Below are 25,796 nucleotides of genomic sequence, written 5' to 3'. Positions count from 1 at the left end.
GCCATTACGCTAGCGCTGACTCTAATGCTTGCAGACGCGCAATCGTCCCAACATCGCACCAGAGTCCATTAAAGTGTGCCCCGGTGATCAGGCCATCGGCCATCTTAGCCCGCAGCAAAGGCCCAAGGGCAAAGGCACCATCCGGCGTACCGTCAAATAATGATGGGCGATATAAGCCCATGCCAGAGAAAGTGTATTTTTGCTCACCCTGTTCACGTACAAGGCCCTGTTCTAAGGCAAAGTCGCCGTTAGGATGTTGCTCGGGATTCGGCACCAACCATAAATGCGCCAGAGCAGTATCCGCTAAGGGGACAATCGTCGGCAAGGCATCGATAAACACATCACCATTGAGCACTAAAAACGGTGCATCCGAGTCGCCATCCGTCATCAGCAGAGGCAAGGCTTGTTTAATTCCGCCACCGGTCTCGAGTGCCGATGCTTCGGCGCTATATTGGATCTTGACCCCAAAGGCATGACCATCGCCTAAGGTTTCGACCAGCTTATGCCCAAGCCAAGCGTGATTTATCACGATATCCACGATACCCGCCGCCGCTAACTTCTCGATATGGTACACAATCAGCGGCTTACCTAACACCGGTACTAGGGGTTTTGGTAAAGAGTCAGTCAATGGGCGTAAACGCTCTCCCCTGCCTGCCGCCAGGATCATCGCCTTCATTGCTTGTCTCCCTGCTGAGTATCCCTTTCCTTGGCCGCAAACGCAGGCACAACGCGCGATTGCACCCAAGCGGAAAATGGTGCCAACTCAGGATAAACACTGGCAATATCCACAATGTAGGACAAGGTTAACGGAATATCGGCCATATAGGCGGGCTTGTTATCACGATAGTGTAAACGGGCAAAAATCCCTGCGGCCTTGATATGGCGCTGCAACCCCATTAAATCAAACCAAGTTTGGTACTGGGTAAAGGATGTCTGCGCCGGGATTTGCCCTAACTCAAGCACTTGCTGATAATGCTGCTGCATTAATTCCTGCACCATGGTTTGCGGCCAACGGATATAGCAATCCCGCAGTAAAGACACAGCGTCGTAGGTCACAGGCCCTAGCACCGCATCTTGAAAATCAATCACGCACAGCTCGCCCTCTTTTAGCATCAAGTTACGGCTGTGGAAATCCCGGTGCATCCCCACCTTTGGCTGAGCGAGGGCATTTTCTACTAAGAGGCCAAAACTCTTCTCCAGCAGTAAGCGTTCCTCATGGCTAAGTTCGAGCTGTAAATGCCTCTCTAACAGCCATTCGGTAAAGATCCCCAGCTCACGGCGCACAAACGCCTCATCATATAAAGGCAAGGGCTGCGTGTTGCCTGTGACAGGATCAAGGCTCTCAACCACTGAGGCCACCTGGGGCAATAATGCCAATGCGCGGCGGTAATAATCGGCGACATTATCGTCCGTAAGTACAGACAATAACTGGGTATCCCCCAGATCGCTCAGAAGCATAAAACCTTGCTCGGCATCGGAAGTAATCACTTTTGGAACTGTCAGTCCCGCCGCAGCATAGCTACTAGCGAGGGCGATAAAAGGCGCGATAGGCACTAAGGCGGGCGGAGAATCGGCGACAATATAGCTAGCATCACGCGCAACGACGCGGAAATAGCGTCTAAAACTAGCATCACCCGAAATCAATATCGGGGTCACATCATAGGAAAAATAACGGTTCAGCCACTGATTAAGGGAAATAAATCTCGGATCGGATAAAGTCATTTCATGGCTCTTATAGAAAAATTGCTTTATTATAGCTGGCATATAATTTGGAAACAGCTAAGAAATTGAGAGATTTATTTGCTGCGTTGCACTTGTAGTTTGCAACTTTCCCCGTCGATACTTGTCCAGACTAAGAAATCATTATTATTGACCTAAGATGCAGATCCGTTACCTTCTGGCCTTGAGCCTGTTACCTAAATTAGTCCTGGCAGACGAATCTCCCGCAACCTCAGCATCACAATGCCTAATCGAACCGCCAGTACCTCGTATCGTATCTCAACCGGGGTTGAGTGCGGCTGAACAAGCAAAAATTCGAATAGCTTCAGACCGCTCAAAAGCTGAAATGGGTAAGCAAGCGATTTTTACCGGTGATGTGGTCTTCAGCCAAGGCGATAGACACATCGCTGCCGATGAAGCCATCCTCGATCAAGCCACAGAACAATTTGATGCTAATGGCAACTTAGTCTTCCAAGACAGCAATTTTACCGTTACCGCAGACTCGCTACAGGCGCAAATGCGCAGCAATCGTGCCACCCTCAAAGGCGCACAGTATTGGCTGCACGGGCAACAGGTACACGGTGATGCAGAAAAACTGCAAATCACCATAAACAACAACCTGATTTTAACCAATACGAACTTTACCACCTGTCCGCCTGACAACGTCTCTTGGTTGCTTGAAGCCGAAAAAATTAAGATCAACAGCGAAGAAGAATGGGGTGAGATCTGGAATGCCAAGCTGCGAGTGGCCGATATTCCGGTGTTCTACATCCCTTATATGACGGTTCCGGTTTCAGACAAACGTAAAACAGGCTTCCTCTATCCAAGCTTTAGCACCAGCACCACCAACGGTTTTGAGGTGTCAGCGCCCTACTATTGGAATATTGCACCGGAATACGACCTGACATTTACGCCAAACTATATGACTAACCGCGGGTTATTCACTAAAACTGAGTTTCGTTATCTCGCGGGTGAAGCTCAAAATGGCCGTTTGAATTTTGAATATCTAGGCAGTGATCGAATGATCGGCGGCAGCCCAAATCGTTACCTGTATAACTGGCAACACCAGGGAGCTATCGATAAAAACTGGCGAGTATTGACTAACTTTACTGAAGTTTCGGATAACAACTATTTCAACGACTTAAAGTCTGATGTTAACCGTGCGACCGATAACCAATTATCACGGATTGGCGAAGTCAGTTACTTCGAACGTGATTGGGATATCAGCACTCGGGTGCAGGATATTAAAGTACTGGGCGAAGATGAAAAGCCATATCAAGTCATGCCACAGGTTAACTTTAACTACCGTGCCGCCGACTTTTGGAACAACTTGGACTTTGGTTTTAACTCAGAGCTGACCAATTTTGCCCACCAAGATGACGATGTAAACACGGCAACCCGTTTACATATGGCACCCAGCCTAACACTGCCAATCCATGGTCCTTCAGGCTCACTGACGAGCCAATTAAAGTTAATGCAAACTAACTATTGGCAGGACAAAAATAACACTAAATTTGATACCTTAGATGACACTGTGAGCCGTACCATTCCTCAGGTGCGTATCAACGGACAAATCAACTTTGAACGTTTTACCGAGATATTTGAGCAAAATTATCGCCAAACACTCGAACCTCAATTCCAGTATCTGTATGTAGGTTATGAGGATCAACGGGGCATTGGTATTTACGATACCGCCCAATTACAGGACGACTACTTTGGTCTATTCCGAGATCGCCGCTTCTCCGGTCTTGACCGTATCGCCGATGCCAACCAAGTTACCCTTGGTATTACAACTCGTTTCTTCGATGACCATAACCAAGAAGCGACCAAATTCAGTCTCGGACAAATCTTCTATCTTCAAGACAGTAAGCTAGGCTATGAAGATAATATTTTTGAGCAAAATCAATCAACTTCAGTATTGGCGGCCGAGTTAGATACTCGTTTAAGCCAAGACTGGTATTTGGGCGCGGCCATTCAGTACGATACCAACACCAGTGACAATAAGAAGACCGAAGTCACATTAGACTTCCGTCCTGAAGCCAACAAACTACTGCAATTAAGCTATCGTTATGTACCCGATCTACTGAACTCCAACACTAACGATTTGGTTAATATCTCCCAAGCAGGTGTTCGCGGAGCTTGGCCTATCAATGACAGCCTCTATTTTGTTGGCAACTGGTACTATGACCTCAACGAGAGTCGTAGCATAGAAACCTATACAGGTTTCCAATATGAATCATGCTGTTATGCAATCCGCCTCAGTTATCACTATCGCATTAAAACCAACTACGATGACAACATCGGCTCAGCCATTATCGATGAGCGCGAGCAATTTGAGCGTGGTGTGTACCTCAACTTAGTCATCAAAGGGCTCGGTGGTTCTGGTCCATTAGGTGTAACGGATATGCTCAATGATGGTCTGTTTAACTACAGAAAACCGCTTTATCTGAGGAATTAGCAAAGAATTGTGGTAGATTGCTGAACCTCAACAAGGACTGAGAGTCCAAACAAGTTAATGAAAGCTGTGCGTTCACCCAATAACTGAATTGAGTGACGCATCTTTTAAGAGTTACCAACAAAAGAAAATTTAGGCAACTCACTGTAATTTCGATATAAATGGTAAAGTTAACTTAAATAAGCCGTCGAATCTGACCTTAGAACGTGCCAAGGATTTTGTGGATGAAACCCAGTAAACATCTGATTTTTGCTTTATTTGCACTCGCTATCAGCCAGCCAACCATGGCAGCTCCCCAGCCACTCGACCGTGTTGCCGTTCAAATCAACGACGGTATTGTGCTCGAAAGTGAAATCACCAATATGATTGACACGGTTAAAGCCAATGCTAAGGCCGCGAATCAATCGTTACCCTCCGACAGTGCACTGCGCACCCAGGTTATCGAGCGATTAATTTTGACTCGTCTGCAATTACAAATGGCGGATCGCATTGGTCTACATATTGGTGACCTACAGTTAGACCAAGCAATTGAAAACATTGCGCGCGAACAAAAAATGACCGTGGCGCAAATGCAGCAAAAAATTGAGAGCGAAGGCTTAAGCTTCGGCCAATACCGTGAGCAACTACGTGAAGAAATCACCTTAGGTGAAATCCAACGTATTCAAGTACAACGCCGTATCCAAGTTTCACCACAGGAAATCACTGGCCTAGTGAAACTGATCCAAGAGCAAGGCATGAAGGACGTCGAATACCAAATCGGCCATATCCTTATTGATGTACCCAATAATCCCACCAGTGAACAACTCGAAGCGTCAAGCAAACGCGCCAATGCGGTGCTTGAACGTTTAAAGAGTGGTGAGGATTTCCGCCGTACCGCTATCGCCTCTTCATCTGGCCCTAAAGCACTTGAAGGCGGTATTTGGGATTACATGAACATCAACGAGATGCCAACCCTGTTTGCAGAAGTCATTAATGGCGCCAAAAAAGGCGATATTATCGGCCCAATTAAAAGCGGTGCTGGCTTCCATATCATCAAGATTATGGATGCTCGTGGTTTACAAACCAAAGAAATTGAAGAAGTGAGAGCGCGTCATATCCTGCTCAAGCCATCGCCAATTCTGTCGGAAGATCGCGCTAAGGCCATGTTGGAGCAATTCCTGAAGCAAATTCGTTCAGGCGAAGCTAAATTCGAAGATTTAGCCCGTCAATACTCTGAAGATCCGGGTTCAGCGACTAAGGGGGGCGAGTTAGGTTGGGCAGAGCCAGGTATTTATGTGCCAGAATTTGCGCAGACACTTAATAGTTTAAGCCCTGATCAGATCAGTGAGCCTTTCCGTACTACCCACGGCTGGCATATCACTCAGTTAGAAGAGCGTAGAAAAACCGATGCCACGGATCAATTTAATACTAACCGTGCGCACCAACTGATTTTCCGTCGCAAATTTAACGAAGAACTGCAAAACTGGCTAGACGAAATGCGTGCCGACGCATACATTGAAGTCTTTCAGCCTGAGTCTAATCGAGGTTAAGGTAAATTGACCACTAAACGTATTGCCGTTACCCCCGGAGAACCTGCGGGTATCGGCCCCGATTTAGTCGTGCAACTGGCTCAGCAGGCTTGGCCTGCTGAGTTAGTCGTTTGTGCGGATCCTGAATTATTAGCCAGCCGGGCTAAACGACTTGGCCTTCATGTTACCTTTCGCCCCTATTTGCCTGATCAGGCCCCAAAACCTCAAGCAGCAGGTACGCTGACAATCGCCCCCTTCAAGCTGGTCACTGAAGCCGTTTGTGGGCAACTTGATGAGCAAAATAGTACCTATGTGGTTGAGACTCTGCGTTACGCAGGTGAAAAAAACATGAGTGGCGAGTTTGATGCCGTTGTCACCGGCCCAGTGCATAAGGGGATCATCAATCAAGCAGGGATTTCCTTTAGTGGTCACACCGAGTTTTTTGCCCATCAGGCTAACTGCCCCGATGTAGTGATGATGTTAGCAACTCAAGGTTTACAAGTGGCACTGGTGACCACTCATATTCCACTGGCTTATGTTGCTAAAGCCATTACACGCCAACGCTTACATCATATTATCAAGATTTTACACGCTGACCTTATCAGCAAGTTTGCCATTGCTTCGCCTAAGATTTATGTCTGTGGCTTAAATCCCCATGCGGGTGAAGATGGACATTTAGGGCGTGAAGAGATCGACGTGATTATTCCGGCACTGAATGAACTGCGTGATGAGTTTCAAATGAACATTGTCGGCCCCCTCCCCGCCGATACCCTGTTCCAGCCTAAATATTTACAGGACGCTGACGTCGTCTTGGCCATGTACCATGACCAAGGCTTACCCGTTCTAAAGTCACAAGGATTTGGCAAATCGGTAAACATTACCTTAGGTTTACCTTATATCCGTACCTCGGTTGACCATGGTACGGCGCTCGATCTTGCGGGAACTGGCAAAGCCGATATCGGCAGTTTTGTCTGCGCCTTGAATAAAGCCATTGAGTTATCCTCAAAAAACTAAACGATTAGATATTAATGAGTAGCAAAGTACATTTAGGCCACACGGCCAGAAAGCGTTTCGGACAAAACTTCTTAACTGACAACAATGTGATTAACCGCATTGTGGGTGCAATCGCCCCCGATAACGACCATGTGATGGTAGAGATCGGCCCAGGCCTTGGCGCTTTAACGGAGCCAGTCGCCTCCTCGATAGACAATCTCACCGTAGTGGAGTTAGACCGCGATTTGGTTGAGCGCTTGCAGCATCACCCAGTACTTAAGGATAAGCTCACCATTCATCAGGGCGATGCATTGCAGTTTGATTTTAGTCAGTTGGTTGTCCCAGGTAAAAAACTCAAAGTTTTTGGTAACTTACCTTACAATATTTCAACTCCGTTAATGTTCCATCTGTTCGAGTTTGCCGAACTGATTGAAACCATGCACTTTATGTTGCAGAAGGAAGTAGTGCTGCGTTTATCTGCAAGTCCAGGCACGAAAGCCTATGGCAGATTAACGGTTATGGCACAATATTTTTGCCAAGTGGTCCCCGTACTCGAAGTACCACCCCATAGCTTTGCGCCACCACCGAAAGTGGATTCTGCCGTAGTGCGCCTTTTGCCCTATGCAGAAAAACCCTTCCCCTGTAAAGATGTGAATGTGCTACGCCAGCTATGTACCACGGCATTCAATATGCGCCGCAAAACACTGCGTAATAACCTCAAACAAGTGTTAAGTGATGAAGAGTTCGAACAGTTAGGTATCGATCACAACCTGCGTCCAGAACAAATCTCCGTTGAACAATATGTTGCAATGGCGAATATGGTATGTGATAAGCAGGCTTAAGCAGTTAAGTTTGATGGGCACTTAGGTGCCCAATATCATTGTAGGAACTCACATGAGCGTATTGGATAACTCTATCCGAGTCGAAGTCAAAACCGAGTATATTGAACAACAATCCTCGCCAGAGGATCAGAAATACCTCTTTAGCTACACTATCACCATTATTAACCTCGGTGAGCAGACCGCAAAACTCGAAACCCGTCACTGGATCATTACCGACGCGAACGGCAAAATGACTGAAGTACAAGGTGCAGGAGTCGTCGGCGAAACCCCAAGCATTCCACCCAATACCGCCTACCAATATACCAGTGGCACAGTACTCGATACGCCTCTTGGCATTATGTATGGTACTTATGGTATGGTCAGCGAATCTGGCGAACGTTTTAAGGCAACCATTAAGCCCTTCCGTTTAGCGACCCCTGGTTTATTACACTGATTTAATTTAAGAAAGGATACTGTGGCCCATTATTTTGTTGGTGATGTCCAAGGCTGTTTTGCCGAACTCCAAAAATTACTTGCTAAGGTCGACTTTAATCCATCCCGCGATGAACTGTGGGCGGTGGGTGATCTTGTCGCTAGAGGCCCAGATTCATTAGCGACACTGCGCTTTTTTCAATCTCTAGGTGATGCGGGTAAAACGGTTCTCGGGAACCACGATCTGCATTTACTGGCCCTGCATGGCAAACTTAAGCGGGATAAACCCAGTGATAACCTCACACCACTATTAAACGCACCGGATATTTCGAGCCTTATCGACTGGCTTAGGCAGCAACCCCTAATGCGAGAGTTGCCAGAACATAACGTCATCATGACCCATGCTGGCGTGCCACCGCAATGGTCATTAGAACAATTAAAGCAAGAATCCCAACTAGTTAGCCAAGCCCTACAGCAAAATGATTATCTCGATGCTCTCATTCGCCAAATGTATACCGACACTGCAGAACGTTGGGACCCAAGTGCTATTGGTATAAATCGGCTGCGATTTTGTATTAATGCGTTGACCCGCATGCGTTATTTGTATATCGATGGTCATTTGGATTTTGATTGTAAACAGCCACCAGAAAATTGCAGTAATCCACAGCTTCGCCCGTGGTTTGAATTTACGTCGGCATTACGCCAAAGTCACACCTTAGTGTTTGGACATTGGGCTGCATTGATGGGAAAAGTGAAAGATCCTAAGTTAAAAGCACTCGATACAGGCTGTTGCTGGGGAGAACACCTCACCCTATGGCATCTTGAAAAAGACCAAAAAATTACCCAAAAAAAGTTAAAAAAGAGTTAAACTAACCTTAACTTTGGTCGATAAACGACAGTGCGTCTAAGCCCTGAATTTAATAATCTTTTCATTCGGAATAATATAATAATAACCGGAGTATCCTATGAAAGTTAATGTAGCCACCCGAGTCATTGGCGGGTTTAGCATAGTCACGCTTTTACTTGTGTTGTTAGGATTTACCTCTTACCTGACGAACATTAGCCTCAAAGATAGTTCGGCGATGATGCAAGAACTCAGCCTGCCAGCCCTAAAATCGACCAATCATTTAACCGAGTCCCTGAGTGAGCAACAGCGTCAAGTATTAATCGCTTACCATGCCCCAAAATCCCGGCTCATTCCCGATATCCGTAAAGTATTTAACGACCATAGCGCCCAGTTTAAAAATGAGATCAGCAATCTTAACCAGCTTGTTCAAAAGCAAAACAACTTGTCATCATTGATTTCTCAATTAAATACAAGCTTTTCTACCTTTGAGCGGGATAGTTTGGCCATGCTTACCGAGCGAGAAGCCGCGTTAAGCAAACAAGAACAGCTTATCAATTTAAAAAAGAAACTCGAAAATGCCGCTGATGATGCCTCATCGGTACTGCTCGATATTATCGATTTAGAAAATAGCCAAAACCCTGATGCCCAGAGTCTTGCAGCTTCAGCCAGTGCAATTGATAGCAGCATGGGGAATATCATCACCACCATTGCTGATTTGGTGACAAACGAAGAAATGAGTAAACACGAACTCATTTCCAAGGAACTTGATTACATTCTTAGCGAAAGCAAAAATAAGCTCGAATACGTTAACCGCCATGCGCAGGGTATTATTGAAGCTGATACCTTAGAATCGATTAACCAAGATATTAAAAAAGTACTGGCACTCCTCGAAGGCTCAGATTCTATGGTGCAACTCAAAGCGAGCCAGTTGAGTCATTCTTTGGCGGCATCGAATCAACTTAGCATTATTGAGAAAGACGCTAAAATCATCGATCGTAACATGGAAGAAGTGAGCAATAATATCGAAGCGGTTGCGGCACAAATGAGCCAAGAAACCATTGCTCAAATTGATGCAGCCAGTATCCGCACTATGATTGTGGTGCTTATCGCAATTGTTGTCGCCGTTATTATCAGCTTTGCCGTAGTCACGCCCCTAAAACGCTCGCTGAACCAAGTAAACAATGCGCTGAATGTGCTCGCTTCAGGTAATTTAACCCACAAATTAGATGATTCAGGTCACGATGAGTTTGCTGAACTTGCCAAAAACTGTAATCGCTTGGTCGATAGTTTACGCGGCTTAATTGCGGGTATTTTAGATCGTTCAAACCAGCTTGCCGCCGCAGCTGAACAGACCTCTGCAATCACCGCACAAACCACCACGGGTATCCAAGAACAAAAGAATCAAGTCGATCAAGTGGCTACCGCAACGACAGAATTAAGCTCCAGCGCGCAACAAGTGTCGATGAGTGCCGATGATGCACTCGCACAAATTAAACAAGCTGATCAAGAAGCTAAGCATATGCGTGCTATTGCCGAGGAAAATAAACACACTATTCTGGCCTTAGCGGAAGAAGTGGCTAAAGCAGGCCAAGTGATTAACAAGGTCCAATCGGATAGCGCCTCAATTGGGTCGATTTTGGATGTGATCCGCGGTATTGCCGAACAGACGAATCTATTGGCATTGAACGCGGCCATTGAAGCCGCGCGGGCGGGTGAACAGGGCCGTGGCTTTGCGGTCGTCGCCGACGAAGTAAGAAGCCTAGCATCAAGAACCCAAGTCTCGACCCGTGAAATTCAACAAATGATTGAGGTATTGCAGCAAGGGGCACAGCAAGCAGTGGCTGCGATGGATATGGGCCGTGCCCAAGCCAATGCCTGCGTAGCAAAAACAGAACAAGCCAACCTTGCCCTAGAGACCATCAGCCAGTCGGTGCATAAAGCCTATGATGCAGGCACTCATATTGCCCACGCCGCGCAGGAACAAAATTTAGTAAGCCAACAAGTGTCTGAAAAACTAGAACATATTGCAGCAATTTCGGAAGAGACCGCGATTGGCGCAGATCAAACCGCCCAATCAAGCCATCAGGTGGCTAAGCTTGCCGAAGAGCTACAAGCTTCTGTCGGTGAATTTAGAGTGTAAGCAAACACTCAGGTATAAATAGGGTCGCTGTCGCGGCCCTTTTCTTTGGCTTGCGCTTTCCCTTGAACTCGGTTATCAGGCTATCCCGCAGCCAAATGCTATAAATGCAATTTCGGAACTCAACTCAATATTCAGTAAAAACGGCCTAAACGACACCCATAAAAAATGCCGAACTGAGTTCGGCATTTTTTACGTATTATTCTTTGCCTATGTAAAAGCACGCGAGAAAATGATTAAACAGGCTATTACTCTTCTTCACCGCCAGCGCCTGCACCTAAACGCTCTTTAACCGCTGCAGTGATAGGACTGGCACTATGACCATTTGCCTCAGCCCAAGCTTGGATAGTCATGCCATCCGCTTCTGGTACGCTTAGCTCGTTGGCGGATAACCGCTTAGCAACAAACTCACCCGCATCATTCGCATTCACGGCATAGGCGGTACGTAGTAAGCTTTGGCCGTCACAACTAATTCCGCTGTAAACTTGGCGCAATTTAACACGACTTTCTTTTAATTTTTTACGTAAGCGGTTTTTATCGTTCGCTTTAACGTAATCACAAATACTCGCAACAAGCGGATCTGCTTCAGTCGCTTTAGCCGAGGTTGGCACAGAAACATAGCTAAATCCGATTAGTGCAGCCAAGGCTACAGGCATTAGACGCATCCGATACTCCTTAATACTTTCTTATAATTTTTTTATGGTTTGTATGGTCTGCGTCTATCTCTAACGATAATTAACCTCTCAGGTTCAGATAGCTCTCGATAACACAGTTATCTCAGCCTACTGGCGCCTAGCCGGTATAATACCTTCGACATATTGACAATCCATACGCACAGGGTACACAACATAACGACATAATTTAACATTTTTTTGCCAAATTGATAAAGCGATATTCCAGCCCATCAGCATTTATAGCCGCTACGGATTCGGTTTCTTGCCACTCATCGGTTTTCCAAGCAGGGAAAAAGGTATCACCTTCAACGTCTAAGTTAATTTGAGTTAGATAGAGCCTATCGGCTTGGGGTAATAGCTGTTGATACAATTGTCCACCGCCAATGACCACCAACTCTTCACAATCGCCAGCCGCCTCTTTGGCAGCTTCAAATGATGTGACACAGGTTACGCCCTCGATTAATAAATCCGCTTGGCGAGAAATCACAATATTATGACGCCCAGGTAAAGGTCGACCGATTGATTCAAAGGTTTTACGGCCCATCACAACTGGCTTACCTAAGGTCATGGCTTTAAAATGGCGTAAATCTTCGGGTAGATGCCATGGCATTTTATTGTCTTTTCCGATGACTCGATTGTTTGCCATCGCGGCTATCATAGCAATGCGCATGGTCACTCCTGTGGAATTGTTTTTATTTAATAACTGGACGGGTTCTAAAGTACAACAAACTCGGCAAGGCTAAACCAACCGATAGTGCCCCTAGAATAAAGACTGTTTTTAACCCATTACTAATCACTTGGCCTGTTAGCTCTTGGCTTACCTGCGATTGTGCCGTGAGTTGCACTAAGGCAATCACAGTATTGAATGCATAAGTACCTGGGATCATGGGGATAATGGCAGCAACTGCATACATCAACGGCGGCGCTAAATGACGCTTTGCAAACCCGATAGTAATAGTGCCCACTAAGGCCGCAGCGGCAAAGGTCGCCCACTCAATGGGTAAGCCAAATTGCAGCATAAGTGTGCGAGAGCTATGACCAATTGCGCCAGCTAATGCACAGTAGACTAAAAAGCGTTTAGGTACATTAAATACCATGGCAAAGCCGATGGCAGGGATCGCTGAAAAAAAGGCATCGTGTAGCAAAATAGTCAGTAATTCCATCACAGAAAAATACCACCAAGTTGCATTGCGATTGTAATCCCAATGACCGAAGAAACCGTCAGTAATGTTGCATGTCCCCAACGGGAAATGCCCACGTTCATATGCCCCTTAACCATATCAGAAATCGCATTGATCATTGGGAATCCCGGCACCAGCATTAATACACTGGCCGCCATGGCCGCCTGCGGAGTCTCACTCAAGTTGAATACATAACCCGTCTGCGCCAACATGCTAGTGACAAATGCCGTCACCGCAAAATTCACCAGCAAATTAAAATGCCGCTTTGCAATCGCAAGGCGCACCGACATTCCCACCGCAGAGGCGAAAAAGGTAATGATTGAAGCCGCGACATCACCATTAAAGAGGTGACAAAAACTCGCGCAGGATAAGCCTATCATCAATATAACAAGATAAGGAGGATAGGTCTTAGGCTCGATGCGGGCTAAACGTTTGCGCACTTCATTGGGGCCATAGAGGCCTTTTTCTGCAAGTAAACAAATACGTTGTAACTCACACACTATGGTCATGTTAATGCCATGCTCACGGATCCGACGCGTTGTCGTGATACAGCGACCATGAACTAAACTCGTTAACACGAGGGAATTGGAGGAAATAGAAAGCTCGATACTTGCTAAGCCTAAGGCCTGACCTAGGCGCTGGCTGATTTCTTCAACTAAATCAGATTCAGCACCGTAGGCCAGCAAGAGTTGTGCAACCCGCACAACTTGCCGAGTAATATCATTTTGAGTATCTGCGTACACGAAACTCTCAAAACTTAGATATGGATATTATCTTTGGTAGATGACTTCAACATCGTAGTCATCATCATCAAAGTCATCGTCGAAGTCATCATCATAATCTTCATTGACGGACTCAATGTTAGCTTGATGATAATTATCCCACTTGAATTCGACTTCATCGTCTGGATTTGCATCTTTATCTTCAGGAGGAAGACTTTGGATGAAATCCCACAGCTTAGTCGCTAATTCCTTAGTACCATCGCGGCCATAGGCGGAAATAGTGTAGACCTCACCTTCCCAACCAAGCTCTTTAACAACTCGGTCAACCTTTTCTTTTAGCTCGTCTTCGAGCAGTAGATCGGCCTTATTGAAGACTAACCAACGAGGTTTGCTTGCCAGTTTTGGCGAATACTTTTCAAGCTCACCGACGATTGCACGGGCAGAGTCGACAGGATCTGTGCCATCAATTGGCTCGATATCGATGATATGTAACAGAATACGGCAACGTTCTAAATGCTTTAAGAAGCGAATACCCAGACCCGCACCTTCTGCCGCGCCTTCGATCAAACCAGGAATATCTGCGATCACATAGCTTTGGCCTGGACGAGGGTTAACCACACCGAGGTTAGGCACTAATGTCGTAAAGGGATAATCCGCAACCTTAGGGGTCGCACGAGACACTGCACGAATAAAGGTCGATTTACCCGCATTAGGCATACCAAGCAAGCCAACATCGGCTAACAATAGTAGTTCTAATTTTAAGCTACGCACTTCACCCGGTGTACCTAAGGTTTTCTGGCGTGGCGCACGGTTTGTGCTGCTCTTAAAGCGAGTATTCCCTAAACCATGGAAACCACCTTTTGCCACTAATAACTTCTGGCCATGGGTAGTTAAATCACCAAGCACTTCTTCGGTGTCATGATCAATCGCACGAGTACCCACAGGTACTTTTAAAATCAAATCTTTACCGCTATGGCCGGTACAATCACGGCCACGACCGTTTTCACCGCGTTCAGCCATGTGGAAACGTTCAAAACGATATTCAATCAAGGTGTTGAAGTTTTCGTCGGCCTCCAGATACACACTGCCGCCGTCACCACCATCACCACCATCAGGACCACCATCAGGGATATATTTTTCGCGTCTGAAACTCACGCAACCGCTACCGCCGTCGCCTGCTTCGACCCTAATTACTGCCTCATCGACAAACTTCATACTTACTCCTGGCATCACTGAATGAAGGAATTATACCGTTTAACTTCATCGGTCGCCAAAAAACTCGAGATACTTGCTCCCAATCTTACCAGTCAACGCCCTTAATTTGATAAAGATTTATCAAATCGCTCCAGAAACGTAGGTAAGTAGAAGCACAAAAAACAGAAAGCCCCACCAAAGGCGGGGCTTTACAGTATAAGCTAGACTCGAAAATTAAGCTTCGATGCTAATAAACTTACGGTTATTAGGACCTTTAACTTCGAATTTTACTTTACCGTCGGTCAGAGCAAACAGAGTGTGGTCGCGACCAATACCCACGTTTACACCAGCGTGGAATTTAGTACCACGTTGACGAACGATAATGTTACCAGCTAGAACTGATTCACCGCCAAAGCGCTTAACACCTAGACGTTTACTTTCTGAATCACGGCCGTTACGAGTAGAACCGCCAGCTTTTTTATGTGCCATGAGTTAGACTCCTATTATGCGTTGATAGCAGTAATTTTAACTTCGGTGAACCACTGACGGTGGCCCAACTTCTTGTCGTGGTGCTTACGACGACGGAACTTAACAATAGTTACTTTCTCGCCACGACCATGACTTACTACTTCAGCAACGACTTTACCGCCAGCCACTAAAGGAGCACCAACGTGCACTTTTTCACCGTCAGCGATCAGTAAAACTTGATCGAATTCAACAGTTGAACCAGTAGCAACTTCTAATTTTTCTAAACGAACTGTGTGGCCAGGGGCTACACGGTGTTGTTTACCACCACTTTGAAAAACAGCGTACATAGCTATTTTACTCCGATATTCCTAACATGCTGGCCCACATTCTTGGGGGCAGGATGCTACAAAAACTTTATTGACAATGGGCGCGGAGTTTACGCGAAGAATCCTTATCTGGCAAGCCCTAATTAGGAAAGAATAAAAAAAGGCCGGAATAACTCGCACATTAGTAGTGTGAGTACTGTCATATGTCAGAATTTTAGGTAAAATTCATTCTATATAACACGTGAGCCTAAAATACAGGCCGGGTACGTAATGGCCCCACAACCAGAGTCTATTATGGATTTAAACGCTATTCGTCAACTGGCTGACACTGATATGCAAGCAGTCAATCAGCTGATCTATAAACAGCTGGAGTCAGATGTCGCCCTGATCAACCAGCTAGGTTTCTACATTATCAATGGTGGTGGTAAACGTCTTCGTCCTTTACTGTCCGTCCTCGCCGCTCGCGCCGTCGACTATCAAGGTGAAGCCCACCTTAAGCTTGCCGCGATTATTGAATTTATTCATACCGCTTCATTACTGCACGATGATGTGGTCGACGAATCGACCCTCAGACGCGGCCGCGAAACCGCCAACGCGCTCTTTGGTAACAGCGCCAGTGTATTAGTGGGTGACTTCCTTTATACCCGCTCATTCCAAATGATGACTGAACTCGACAATATGCGAGTATTACGGGTACTAGCCGATACCACCAACGTATTAGCTGAGGGCGAAGTATTACAGCTAATGAACTGTAATGACCCAGATACCACCGAAGAAAGCTATATGCGGGTAATTTACTGTAAGACTGCAAAGCTATTCGAAGCCGCAACCTTACTTGCCGCTGTATTAGCGGGCGCCACACCTGAACAAGAAACGGCGTTGGGCGATTATGGTAAGTATTTAGGTACAGCCTTCCAATTGACCGACGATTTGCTCGACTACACCGCCGACAGTGAAGAGTTAGGTAAAAACATCGGTGATGACCTCGCCGAAGGCAAGCCGACCTTACCGCTGATCTATGCCATTGCCCATGGCACAGAAGAAGAGCAGCAACTCATTCGTCATGCGATTGAGCAAGGTGATGGCACCCATGCTATTGAGAAGATAGTTGCCGCTCTGCATCATTGCGGCGCGCTCACTTATACTCAGCAAAAGGCCATTGAGGAATCAAATAAGGCGATTGCTGCACTTGCGGCATTACCTGACAGTGATTTTAAAACCGCATTAGTCTCACTGGCGAAAATATCTGTTGACCGCAACCACTAAGCTGTTGTGAACAATCAATAAAAAGGCCTTGCTTCGCAAGGCCTTTTTATTTTTAGCATTATTTACAACATGGAACTTAAACCTGCCATTGAATCGGCACTTCGCCCCGAGCCATCAGTAGTTGATTCACTTTTGAAAAATGCCCACAACCAAAAAAACCACGATACGCCGATAAAGGTGATGGATGCGGTCCCGATAGAATTTGGTGTTGTGGTGCGTTAATCACAGCACCTTTTTTGATGGCATGACTCCCCCACAGCACGAAGATAATTGGACGTTGCTGCGCATTAAGCAGCTTTAACGCTTCCGTCGTAAAAATTTCCCAGCCCGCATTGGCATGGGAGTGCGCTTGCCCCTGTTCTACCGTGAGGACAGTATTAAGCATCAAAATCCCCTGTTCAGCCCAGGCCGTTAAATCACCATGGTTGGGAATATGGAATCCCGGAATATCGTTAACCAATTCTTTATACATATTGGCAAGCGAAGGCGGCGGTTTAACCCCTCGTTTCACTGAGAAACATAAACCATGGGCTTGATTGGGGCCATGGTAGGGATCTTGACCAATTAACACTACACGCACTTGCTCGAGCGGCGTTGTTTTGAATGCATTAAACACATCCTCTTTCGGAGGATAAATCACTTTGCCCGCTTCTCGCTGTTGATTCACAAATGCGATCAGGTGTTGATAGTAAGGTTGCGTACGTTGATGGTCGATAAATGCTTGCCAAGTCGCCAAAATCAGTTTCTCTTACTTAAGTTACAATGCCGTTAGCTTAAAAGTGATAAGCAACCATGACAAGCTCACTGTGCGATTAATTCGCCAGAACTGCTGATAGTTCAAGTTAAAATGCCACCAATTAAGTGCTATAGTGTCGGCACTTATCCCCTATTCATTCAGATAAATGATCCGCGACCGCTTACAAGGCTCAAGTCCACAATCCGCAGGCTTTACCTTAATTGAACTCGTTGTAGTGATTATGGTGCTTGGAATTTTAGCCGTTGTGGCTTTGCCCAAGTTTATCAATGTGCAGCAAGATGCGCAGATAGCTACAGTCAAAGCCGCAGGCGCAGGATTTAAATCCGGTTTAAATTTAGCGCGTTCAGTTTGGGCAGTGAAAGTAGGCTCAGGCCCCAAGGAAGATTTGCCCGTATTTGGCACAGCACAATCTGAACAAGTGGACTTTAATGCTAACGGTTGGCCTGCCCAACACTATATTTATGGCAATGAGGCATCACCTTCATTAGATAATGTGGAAGACTGTGTCTCTGTATGGGAAGTGTTATTCCAAAATGCGCAGCCGAGCGTCTCACGACTCAATATTGATGCCACGGAAACAGACTATAAAGCCAGTTATCTCAACCCTAATCAATGCCGATATTTTTATCGGGCTAACGATAAATTATCCATTTATTACGATTCAAGAACGGGAACCGTCACAACAGACTTAGATCCCAATAGTTAAGAGTTAGCGATTCTTTCCCATAGAAATTAGGATAGAATCGCCCACCAATAAATTATTTTGAGTAAGCGCTATGACAGACACGAGCAACACCACTATTTTTGAACTTGCCGATCAATTTATTGCCTTAGCCAATCAGCTAAGCCAGCAAGAAGGTGATGTAGGCAAAGTAGGTACCGCCCTGCGTTTTGCGGCGGCCCGTTTTAATGCTTTTGAAGCGGCGATTAAATCAGCCGATTTAGGTGCAGAAAAAGACAATGCACTCGACTGGTTTAGCGCAGAATACCGTGAAATGCTGAGTGATAATTTAGACGACCATATCGCCAACCCACCCGTTATGCAGGAAGAACCCGCAGAGATAGATGATTCTGTCCAAATTTTTAAGAACTGATAATCTGCTAAGGGTGAAGTGGCACACTATTTTTTGTGCCACCAAAGCTACAGTGATCTTCTTATCTTACAGATCACTTTAGGTGAATACATCAGCGCTACACCACAAGACATTTAGGGCTAAATTCAAACTGGATACTGCTGAATTAGTCCCTAATAGAAACCCTAAGCCAGTATCAATTTTAGTTTCTATTTACTGTCTCGTTGAGTGAATGCAACGAAAGCCAGTATGGCTTGATATTTAGCGAGCACTAGGGCGTGTGCAACTCAACCTAATGAATATCTATCCCAAACCGCTTTTGACCATACGCAGGCATTGGGTCGTTTTATCATCTCAAAATGAAAAAGCGATAAGCCCTATGGGTTTATCGCTTTTTATTGTCTTGCTTTGACCGCAGTGACGCTAATCCGGCAATGGATTATTTAACGATTTCCATCTCAGCTAAGAGATTGTCGGCACCATCCAAATATTTCATTACCCACAACATATAACGGCTATCGACATGAATAGAGCGGTTAATTTCATTATCAAATGCCCAACCGCCGATAATGCTTTCATATACACCATCGAACAGCAGACCCACTAATTCAGCGCGGCCGTTTAAGGTCGGTGAACCAGAGTTACCACCGGTGGTATCTAAGGTCGACAGGAAGTTAACTGGTACAGAATCAATGGATTTCATATAGAAATCACCGTATTGCTTCTGTTTAATAAGCTCTAACTGCTTTTTCGGTGCATCGAATGGATCAATACCCGTGTCTTTTTGCACTATGCCTTCGAGGCGAGTGAATGGCACAGCCACTAAACCATCTTTTGGCGAATAACCTTTTACATGGCCAACCGTAACACGCAGGCTAGAGTTCGCATCGGCGTAAACGGGCTTACCCTGCTCAAGGTTATAGGCAATGATGGCATCCATATATTGCGGACGTATTTTCATCATCTCGCCGTCTAATTCTTTTTCTTTCTTCTCTTCGCTCATATTGGTGTCATACATGGCCACCGCAAATTGAATAAAAGGATCCTTAGAGGCTTTAAAATCGTCGACCGATTTTTCCATCCAAGCTAAACGCACATCTTTATTACCGAGTTCGGTTTTGGCGTACATTTTATCTAAGGTTTTAGCAAGCTTAGCTTCGTTAACCTTGTTATCGATACCAAAGGCTTTATCCATCGCAGGTAAACGCTGCGCTTCAGGTAACGCGGCATAACGTTTTAGCATATCTAAGAGTATGGCCTTATCGACACTCGCGGCATAACGGCGATCAATACGTTCCATGCTTGCCTTAAAGCGAGTCATATCACGGTCTTGGAAGCCTGGTTCACGCTGCATATCAGGCAGTTGCTTTTCATGGGCTAAACGGTACAGATTCGTCGCCGTTGGTAACATAGTGGTGCTACTGATGTAGCTTAAAATCATATCCCGTTCTTGGTGCGCTTTGCTCTTAGCAATCAAGGCATCTAATTCGGCTAAGGTTTTACCGTATTTAGCCTCACGGCTGCGGTCTTTAGCGATCCACTCAGCCAGTTTAGCCTCAAGGGCTTTACGGTCGGCCAACATAGTCGATTTGCCGTAGAACTCGATCATCGAAGTGAAGTTTTTAGCATAGTTTGCTAAACCCGCGATTTGGCTCTCATACTTAATCCGCTCGTCACTGCCCTCTGGCGCAGTTGCTTTAATGATTTCAATAAAGCGCTCACGCAGCATTTTGCCTTCGGGATAAGCCCACTCAAACTCATTTTGAACTTCAGTCGCGGTGCGATAACGATTTGTGCGGCCGGGGTAACCCGCTACCATCACAAAGTCACCTTCACTTACGCCTTTAGCAGAGACTTTTAAGAAGCTCTTTGGCTCGTAGGGCACGTTGTCAGCGCTAAATTCTGCGGGTTTACCATTTTTAGACACATAGGCGCGGTAGAAAGAATAGTCGCCCGTATGACGTGGCCACATCCAGTTATCGATATCGCCACCGTATTTACCAACGCTGCCCGCAGGATTGTAGACTAAACGCACGTCGCGGATTTCTAGCTGTTTAACCAGATAGTATTCCAAGCCACCGTGGAAGCTATACACCTGGCAACGATAGCCTTCGTCTTTTTCACACTCGGCAACGAGAGCTTTCTCTTGGTTTTCAATCCCTTGATAAAACTCACGGCCCGTTTTGTTTTCTAGCCCAGCTTTAACGCGCTCAGTAACATTAGTCACATCTTCAGTCACATATACCCGTGAGCCTGGGGCTGCGGGTAATTCATCAGCAAAGGTTTTAGCTAAAAAACCGTCCTGTAACAGGTTTTTCTCAGCAGTAGAATTGTATTGAATCGAACCATAGGCGCAGTGATGGTTAGTCACCACTAAGCCTTTGGGTGATACAAAAGATGCCGTACAGCCACCAAGGCTTATCACGGCATTCATCGGGAATTCGGTAAGTTTAGAGATTGATTTAGCATCAATTTCTAAGCCTTTCGCTTTGAGTTCATCGGCCATTGCGGGCAATTGATGGGGCTGCCACATACCTTCGTCAGCATGGGAAGCAAAACTCGCCGCCACAGCAACTGAGAGTAACCATTTTTTCATTGTCTTAAGTCCGTTTTGATAAAGAAAGCCGAGCGCTTGCGAGGCTATTTCTACGTATGATGTGAATCACTTACCCGACAGCCAGAAAGTAAAAAGTCAGGCACAGAGCCTGACTTTAGCATATCGTACGCACTTTATAACAGACTCAGAAAAATTCGCTTACAAAGCAAATACATTAACTAAGCACTACAAGTTTAAATGTGCTCAATTGCCGCAGTTTAAAGTGCGACAAATAGCTGAGCACCAATAATGATGGCTCCCAACAGACCTGCAAGTCCAAGGGTAAATGTTCCGCCTGACACTTGGTATCCTTGGGGCACGGCTTGACGTTGACGTAGCGCCATCACAATCGGCAGAAAAATAATCATCACCACCAGCGGCACCGCAGCAAAACCTAATACGGCAACAAAGCCTTCTGGCACATAAAGTGCGCATAACAGCGGTGGCACAAAGGTTAATAACCAGGTTTGCGCCCGACCGACGAAGGTCTTCTTGGCACGAGTTAACTCAGCCACAAAATCGTATAGGCTTAAGGTAACGCCAAGGAAAGAAGTGATTAAGGCTAAATCAGCAAACAGAGAAATACATTTGCTGATCAAAGGCGTGTGGGCAATCTCTTGTAAAGCACTGATAAGCGCAGGTAAAGAACCATTGAAGCCATTAATTTCGCTGCCGCCTACCGTACCTAAGGTCACCAATAACCAGAAGATATAACAGGCTAGCGGAATGGTCGAGCCAATCAATAACACCTTGCGCAGAGACACGGTATCGCCATCTAAATAACGTACTAAGGTCGCGATACAGACATGAAAGCCAAAGGAAGTAAATACCACAGGGATAGCCGCCATCCAACTACTGGTCAAGGATTGCGCCACTGCACTGGTTGTCATACTGGCGATACTCACTTCAGGTAATAGAAACAGCACCACGACAATGAGCAATAGAATCATCAACGAAAATAAAAAACGTGACACTTTATCAACCCAAGCCACCCCTAACGCAGCAAAACCGCCGAGCACTAAGGTAAATAACACCACCGCTAGTTGGTTATTTAACACGATATCAAACATATTTTGCGCTTTGAGCACTAATAGCGATGAGCCCCCGGTTAGATAAGCAGCTGTTAAAGCAACCAGCAGGCTCAAAAATGATGCCCCCTGCACTATCTGGCCTTTCTTGCCGAGTAATTTGCCAGTAATCGCATGGACATTATCGCCCACGCCAGAACGAAGATTAATCTCAAGCATTAACAATGAGGTATAGGCTGACAGCCCCCAAATCACTACCATCAACAAAATAGCAGGTACCATACCTAAGGCCGCCGTAGCGAGCGGTAAGGCTAACATTCCCGCGCCAATAGCGGTCCCTGCAACAATGGCTATCGAGCCTAACATTTTTGAATTCACACAATTATCCTGTTCAAGTATTAATTATTATTTTTTAAGGTTTTTGAGTAGATTTGAAGGATAAAGCCTTGCGCACTCTGTGATTAAGCCAACAGCAATCTCAAACGAAAAGCGTCACTAAACTTAAAGCATCCAATCCGATCTCAATAGAGCAGATCAATTGGCCCCAATAGCTTTTGAATATTTCAACCCAGTAGCCATTGAGGCTAACTAAATCGTTTGCAGAAAAGTGACATTAATTTCAACCGTGATTGCCTTAGCAAAACAGCGACAACGCGCGTAATAGAAGATAGCTAGGGACATTAACAGAGCCAATCCCAGTGGGCAAGCCAGTTGTGAACAAAGATAGAAGGTGCGCCTAATGGTAACAACTCAATAGCGCAGTGATAAACGAAAACATACAAACCAACAAAATCGCTACCTTTGTGAAAATACGCCAAATGCGCGATTAAAATCATCGTAAGGTTAATTTGGCCTTTACAACATCACAAACGCGCTGATAATGGACTTAAACACCTTCCATATGCTTAAGTCCATTCCGTTGAATTTAACAATCACTCAAAATGTTAAATTACAGCTCAGTCCAAGCCATGGTCCAAGAGCTACCTACGCCAGGTTCAAAACCGGTTGCAGTTGGTGACCATTGCACACAATAGCCACTGTAGGGCCAAGGTTTACATTGATAGACTTTACCAGTTTTAGGTTGTAGCACTTTAGTGCCCGCTGCATAGCTTTTTATTCCCTCAGGGAAGACAAAGTCAGCATCCGGTGCAGTGGGTTGATCTTTTAGGAAAAGATCAAAGTTTTGCTGGATAACTTCACCTTGTTTAGGCTCGGCTTTCACTTGTAAATGATAATGTCCTGCCTTAGGGGCAACGACATCCAACACAAAACTCGCGCTGGTATTGTTTACCGCCTGCGTCACATAACCTGCTGCGGTGCCATCGTGGCTAAATAAATAGGCCGAAACCTGCATATCCGCATTGGTGCTAACATCAAAACTGACCTGCGCGACACCATCAACAATGGTGTAATCATCGGCCAAGGAGGTGACATTAAGCTGATTTCCCGGTGCTGGCGCAATATCAAAGCTCACTTCCACTCGCTCTAAGCCCGACTTAGGCGCGGCAAAAATCTCATTTTTGCCATACACAGGTGAAATCACACCAGCCGCATTCTTCTGCCCAGCTTTAAGTTGTGGCTGCTGAGCATTAATCGCGCTAGCTAAAAGGAATGGCCAATTTTGCTTAGCACCTTGGGTTGCATCGGCAATGGTAATTTGGGTTTGCTTAGCGCTTTGTTCACCATTAGCATCAAACACCCGTGTCATTACCTTATCACCCGCCTTAAGATCGAGTGACGGATTAATATCACCAATATCGGTCCACTCGCCCGGCACCACAGCGCCTGAGCTCAAGTTTACATCGATGGCATTGTAGAAGCTGTTGGTGGTATCACCCACTTCCCACACGGCCAAGATAACGTGATAACCCGTTCTATCTTCAGGCACATAACAATTATGAGTCACTAGCTTTGGCGGTTGCACCATGCCACCGTCGATCACACAAAAGGGGGCTAAGTCAAAGCTTGCGCGGCTCAGAGCTTGATTTTGATCCCAGCCTTGACGAGTTAAATAGTAGCGCCAATTGCGGGTAACGTGGTTAGCGGTAAACTGCCAAGAAAAGTCATTCCAACCCGCTTTGATATCGCGCTTAGACCAACGACTTGGGCTCTGCTCATCCAAAGGAGAAAATGCCCCATTTGCCGCACTAGCAATTTTACCGTCAGCAGGGCCAGACTCAGGGAATCCAGAAGGACCTTCAACACTTTGCGGCTCCCACTGAATGGCGCCACAGTTGACGTTGCTGCCCGTTTTACAGGCGTAGGAGCGAGACTCTGGTGATATAACATAACCATGAGCCGATGCCGTTTGGCTCAGCAACGAACTTCCGGCAGTCAAGGCTAATGCTACTAGGCTTAACTGAGTAAGCTTAGGAATTGCAAATTTAGGGACAGTTGATTGAGAAAAAGCAGTCAGATGTTCCACTTTAATGTACTCCGTAGGGGCCATTCAATAAAAGATTGGCATTGGTATAAAAGTGGTATTTAGGCAAAACAGCATTAAGCAAAGCCGTTTATTTTTTAAAGAATTCAATATATTCGCTGAATTCTACAGCAACCCCGCTATCTTAGTTAACATCCTTTTACAACCTTAGACCGGAGGCTTTGCGTCCTAATTTTTCAATTAGTTTGCCCAATACGGTGGATCTCAATTGATTAAGTTAACAGGATGTAACTCAAAGACTGAGATGCGGCTAAACTAACAACAAAAGACAACGTTGTCAAAAATTAAATTATTACAATTCAATGAATTACAGAATATAGAACGGTATTTTTTTGGCACCTGCCAGATTTTATGCTTTTAATCTTGATTAGTTTAACCTTGAAACGGATCGCGACTTGGGTATAATGCCCACCTCGCTTCGGGGGAGTAGCTAACTGGATTTTGAGTCATCAATATCTAGGGTGAGCATCAACATACTTGGCCACATGCCATGGTGTTCACAGCAAATCATCGATTTGTCTTGCAAGACCTGAGCACAATAACCGCACCTAGGGGTGGACGGTCTATTGTGCTTATGTCAAAAACCACCCCTAAAAGGATCACACTTGGAAGCGTTACTCGCCTCAACCTTTACGGTTGCTATCGCCGAGATCGGCGATAAAACTCAACTGCTTGCCCTATTACTCGCTGCAAGATTTAAAAATAAAACCGCGATCATTATGGGGATTTTACTCTCAACCCTGTTTAACCATTTTGCCGCTGCATGGCTTGGACAATGGGCCATTAACTGGGTGAGTCCTGATGTAGCGCGTTACTTGGTTGCCGCCTCCTTCTTCGCGATTGCCCTTTGGGTGTTAATCCCCGACAAAGTGGATGCTGAAGAAAGCCGTTTCTATAAAATGGGCCCCTTTGTCGCGACCTTTATTCTGTTCTTTATTGCCGAAATGGGCGATAAAACCCAGATCGCGACTGTCGTGTTAGCCGCAAAATACGATGCCTTAGCCATGGTGGTTGCAGGTACCACTTTGGGTATGTTGCTGGCGAACGTGCCAGTGGTGATTGCGGGCCATTTTAGTGCCGAAAAATTACCGATGAAGTGGATCCACAGGGGCTGCGCGATTTTGTTTGCCCTACTTGGGGTCGCAACCTTAATCTA

Annotated in this window: 24 protein-coding genes and 1 riboswitch; of the genes, 11 read left to right on the top strand and 13 right to left on the bottom strand. The window is 45.8% G+C overall.

Features of this window, described 5'->3' with window-relative positions; genetic code table 11:
• Positions 1-4: 4 nt before the first annotated feature.
• Positions 5-676 (bottom strand): N-acetylmuramate alpha-1-phosphate uridylyltransferase MurU, encoded by a 672-nt coding sequence (gene murU / locus MMG82_RS14100; RefSeq protein WP_047535507.1) that lies wholly within the window; start codon positions 674-676, stop codon positions 5-7.
• Complete coding sequence (locus MMG82_RS14095; protein WP_047535506.1) at positions 673-1,764, bottom strand: phosphotransferase; 1,092 nt, start codon at positions 1,762-1,764, stop codon at positions 673-675. Before MMG82_RS14095 ends, murU begins: the two co-directional genes overlap by 4 nt.
• 115 nt (positions 1,765-1,879) lie before the next feature.
• Between MMG82_RS14095 and lptD the strand changes: the two genes are divergently transcribed.
• From lptD to MMG82_RS14060, 7 genes are all read left to right on the top strand, one after another.
• Positions 1,880-4,177, top strand: coding sequence for an LPS assembly protein LptD (lptD, locus tag MMG82_RS14090; protein WP_037421408.1), 2,298 nt, complete (start codon positions 1,880-1,882; stop codon positions 4,175-4,177).
• Between the two features lie 221 nt (positions 4,178-4,398).
• Complete coding sequence (gene surA, locus MMG82_RS14085; RefSeq protein WP_037421411.1) at positions 4,399-5,703, top strand: peptidylprolyl isomerase SurA; 1,305 nt, start codon at positions 4,399-4,401, stop codon at positions 5,701-5,703.
• Between the two features lie 6 nt (positions 5,704-5,709).
• Positions 5,710-6,696, top strand: coding sequence for a 4-hydroxythreonine-4-phosphate dehydrogenase PdxA (gene pdxA / locus MMG82_RS14080; protein WP_047535504.1), 987 nt, complete (start codon positions 5,710-5,712; stop codon positions 6,694-6,696).
• 14 nt (positions 6,697-6,710) lie between these two features.
• Entirely contained in the window at positions 6,711-7,517 is an 807-nt protein-coding gene (gene rsmA, locus MMG82_RS14075; protein ID WP_037421417.1) for a 16S rRNA (adenine(1518)-N(6)/adenine(1519)-N(6))-dimethyltransferase RsmA, read from the top strand.
• A gap of 52 nt (positions 7,518-7,569) precedes the next feature.
• Positions 7,570-7,950 (top strand): Co2+/Mg2+ efflux protein ApaG, encoded by a 381-nt coding sequence (apaG, locus tag MMG82_RS14070; protein ID WP_037421420.1) that lies wholly within the window; start codon positions 7,570-7,572, stop codon positions 7,948-7,950.
• Positions 7,951-7,971: 21 nt separating this feature from the next.
• A complete protein-coding gene (locus MMG82_RS14065; protein ID WP_047535502.1) occupies positions 7,972-8,796 on the top strand; it encodes a symmetrical bis(5'-nucleosyl)-tetraphosphatase in 825 nt (274 codons plus the stop codon).
• Positions 8,797-8,893: 97 nt separating this feature from the next.
• The gene (locus MMG82_RS14060) at positions 8,894-10,915 is read left to right on the top strand and encodes a methyl-accepting chemotaxis protein (protein WP_037421426.1); all 2,022 of its coding nucleotides are present in this window, start codon (positions 8,894-8,896) and stop codon (positions 10,913-10,915) included.
• A 245-nt stretch (positions 10,916-11,160) separates the two neighbouring features.
• Here the strand turns inward: MMG82_RS14060 and MMG82_RS14055 are convergent, their stop codons facing one another.
• The 7 genes from MMG82_RS14055 to rplU form a co-directional block, all read right to left on the bottom strand.
• Positions 11,161-11,577 carry a DUF3718 domain-containing protein gene (locus MMG82_RS14055; RefSeq protein ID WP_037421428.1) on the bottom strand — a complete coding sequence of 139 codons (417 nt, stop codon included), beginning with the start codon at positions 11,575-11,577 and terminating at the stop codon, positions 11,161-11,163.
• A gap of 196 nt (positions 11,578-11,773) precedes the next feature.
• Entirely contained in the window at positions 11,774-12,256 is a 483-nt protein-coding gene (gene folA, locus MMG82_RS14050) for a type 3 dihydrofolate reductase (protein WP_055648548.1), read from the bottom strand.
• A gap of 22 nt (positions 12,257-12,278) precedes the next feature.
• Entirely contained in the window at positions 12,279-12,752 is a 474-nt protein-coding gene (locus MMG82_RS14045) for a threonine/serine exporter family protein (RefSeq protein ID WP_037421434.1), read from the bottom strand.
• Positions 12,749-13,510, bottom strand: a complete 762-nt coding sequence (locus tag MMG82_RS14040; RefSeq protein ID WP_037421437.1) for a threonine/serine exporter family protein — start codon at positions 13,508-13,510, stop codon at positions 12,749-12,751. The genes MMG82_RS14045 and MMG82_RS14040 overlap by 4 nt, the downstream gene beginning before the upstream one ends.
• A gap of 27 nt (positions 13,511-13,537) precedes the next feature.
• A complete protein-coding gene (gene cgtA / locus MMG82_RS14035) occupies positions 13,538-14,704 on the bottom strand; it encodes an Obg family GTPase CgtA (protein ID WP_037421441.1) in 1,167 nt (388 codons plus the stop codon).
• A 213-nt stretch (positions 14,705-14,917) separates the two neighbouring features.
• Positions 14,918-15,172: a 50S ribosomal protein L27 gene (gene rpmA, locus MMG82_RS14030; protein ID WP_007650346.1), complete on the bottom strand. Its 255-nt coding sequence runs from the start codon at positions 15,170-15,172 to the stop codon at positions 14,918-14,920.
• A 14-nt stretch (positions 15,173-15,186) separates the two neighbouring features.
• Positions 15,187-15,498, bottom strand: a complete 312-nt coding sequence (rplU, locus tag MMG82_RS14025) for a 50S ribosomal protein L21 (protein WP_011073451.1) — start codon at positions 15,496-15,498, stop codon at positions 15,187-15,189.
• Between the two features lie 273 nt (positions 15,499-15,771).
• Here rplU and ispB point away from each other — a divergent pair, with 273 nt between their 5' ends.
• Positions 15,772-16,743: an octaprenyl diphosphate synthase gene (ispB, locus tag MMG82_RS14020; protein ID WP_037421455.1), complete on the top strand. Its 972-nt coding sequence runs from the start codon at positions 15,772-15,774 to the stop codon at positions 16,741-16,743.
• 76 nt (positions 16,744-16,819) lie between these two features.
• Here ispB and ung read toward each other — a convergent pair whose 3' ends face one another.
• Positions 16,820-17,485: a uracil-DNA glycosylase gene (gene ung, locus MMG82_RS14015; protein ID WP_144345589.1), complete on the bottom strand. Its 666-nt coding sequence runs from the start codon at positions 17,483-17,485 to the stop codon at positions 16,820-16,822.
• Between the two features lie 160 nt (positions 17,486-17,645).
• Between ung and MMG82_RS14010 the strand changes: the two genes are divergently transcribed.
• A complete protein-coding gene (locus tag MMG82_RS14010; protein ID WP_241406995.1) occupies positions 17,646-18,206 on the top strand; it encodes a prepilin-type N-terminal cleavage/methylation domain-containing protein in 561 nt (186 codons plus the stop codon).
• A 70-nt stretch (positions 18,207-18,276) separates the two neighbouring features.
• The gene (locus tag MMG82_RS14005; protein WP_037421448.1) at positions 18,277-18,594 is read left to right on the top strand and encodes a DUF3144 domain-containing protein; all 318 of its coding nucleotides are present in this window, start codon (positions 18,277-18,279) and stop codon (positions 18,592-18,594) included.
• Positions 18,595-19,012: 418 nt separating this feature from the next.
• On the opposite strand, the gene MMG82_RS14000 is transcribed toward MMG82_RS14005, so the two are convergent.
• The 3 genes from MMG82_RS14000 to gbpA all read right to left on the bottom strand — a co-directional run bounded on the left by MMG82_RS14000 (position 19,013) and on the right by gbpA (position 24,622).
• Positions 19,013-21,169: a S46 family peptidase gene (locus MMG82_RS14000; RefSeq protein WP_241406994.1), complete on the bottom strand. Its 2,157-nt coding sequence runs from the start codon at positions 21,167-21,169 to the stop codon at positions 19,013-19,015.
• Positions 21,170-21,387: 218 nt separating this feature from the next.
• Positions 21,388-22,563: an aromatic amino acid transport family protein gene (locus MMG82_RS13995; protein ID WP_241406998.1), complete on the bottom strand. Its 1,176-nt coding sequence runs from the start codon at positions 22,561-22,563 to the stop codon at positions 21,388-21,390.
• Positions 22,564-23,146: 583 nt separating this feature from the next.
• Entirely contained in the window at positions 23,147-24,622 is a 1,476-nt protein-coding gene (gene gbpA / locus MMG82_RS13990) for an N-acetylglucosamine-binding protein GbpA (protein ID WP_241406993.1), read from the bottom strand.
• Between the two features lie 124 nt (positions 24,623-24,746).
• A riboswitch (cyclic di-GMP riboswitch) is annotated at positions 24,747-24,840 on the bottom strand.
• A 405-nt stretch (positions 24,841-25,245) separates the two neighbouring features.
• Between gbpA and MMG82_RS13985 the strand changes: the two genes are divergently transcribed.
• Positions 25,246-25,796: TMEM165/GDT1 family protein (locus MMG82_RS13985; protein ID WP_241406992.1), on the top strand; the 551-nt coding region annotated here is incomplete at its 3' end.

This window comes from Shewanella sp. MM_2022_3, from assembly GCF_022557375.1.
In the GTDB taxonomy this organism is placed as follows: Bacteria; Pseudomonadota; Gammaproteobacteria; order Enterobacterales; family Shewanellaceae; genus Shewanella; species Shewanella xiamenensis.
Note: the sequence above shows the minus strand (reverse complement) of the source record. Positions and strands in the feature narration are given on the sequence as shown.

Excerpts from the sequence above, each read along its gene's own strand:
- murU (WP_047535507.1), bottom strand. The coding sequence starts at position 676 with ATGAAGGCGATGATCCTGGCGGCAGGCAGGGGAGAGCGTTTACGCCCA.
- MMG82_RS14095 (WP_047535506.1), bottom strand. The coding sequence starts at position 1,764 with ATGCCAGCTATAATAAAGCAATTTTTCTATAAGAGCCATGAAATGACT.
- lptD (WP_037421408.1), top strand. The coding sequence starts at position 1,880 with ATGCAGATCCGTTACCTTCTGGCCTTGAGCCTGTTACCTAAATTAGTC.
- surA (WP_037421411.1), top strand. The coding sequence starts at position 4,399 with ATGAAACCCAGTAAACATCTGATTTTTGCTTTATTTGCACTCGCTATC.
- rsmA (WP_037421417.1), top strand. The coding sequence starts at position 6,711 with ATGAGTAGCAAAGTACATTTAGGCCACACGGCCAGAAAGCGTTTCGGA.
- apaG (WP_037421420.1), top strand. The coding sequence starts at position 7,570 with ATGAGCGTATTGGATAACTCTATCCGAGTCGAAGTCAAAACCGAGTAT.
- MMG82_RS14060 (WP_037421426.1), top strand. The coding sequence starts at position 8,894 with ATGAAAGTTAATGTAGCCACCCGAGTCATTGGCGGGTTTAGCATAGTC.
- MMG82_RS14055 (WP_037421428.1), bottom strand. The coding sequence starts at position 11,577 with ATGCGTCTAATGCCTGTAGCCTTGGCTGCACTAATCGGATTTAGCTAT.
- folA (WP_055648548.1), bottom strand. The coding sequence starts at position 12,256 with ATGCGCATTGCTATGATAGCCGCGATGGCAAACAATCGAGTCATCGGA.
- cgtA (WP_037421441.1), bottom strand. The coding sequence starts at position 14,704 with ATGAAGTTTGTCGATGAGGCAGTAATTAGGGTCGAAGCAGGCGACGGC.
- rpmA (WP_007650346.1), bottom strand. The coding sequence starts at position 15,172 with ATGGCACATAAAAAAGCTGGCGGTTCTACTCGTAACGGCCGTGATTCA.
- rplU (WP_011073451.1), bottom strand. The coding sequence starts at position 15,498 with ATGTACGCTGTTTTTCAAAGTGGTGGTAAACAACACCGTGTAGCCCCT.
- ispB (WP_037421455.1), top strand. The coding sequence starts at position 15,772 with ATGGATTTAAACGCTATTCGTCAACTGGCTGACACTGATATGCAAGCA.
- MMG82_RS14010 (WP_241406995.1), top strand. The coding sequence starts at position 17,646 with ATGATCCGCGACCGCTTACAAGGCTCAAGTCCACAATCCGCAGGCTTT.
- MMG82_RS14005 (WP_037421448.1), top strand. The coding sequence starts at position 18,277 with ATGACAGACACGAGCAACACCACTATTTTTGAACTTGCCGATCAATTT.
- MMG82_RS14000 (WP_241406994.1), bottom strand. The coding sequence starts at position 21,169 with ATGAAAAAATGGTTACTCTCAGTTGCTGTGGCGGCGAGTTTTGCTTCC.
- MMG82_RS13995 (WP_241406998.1), bottom strand. The coding sequence starts at position 22,563 with ATGTTAGGCTCGATAGCCATTGTTGCAGGGACCGCTATTGGCGCGGGA.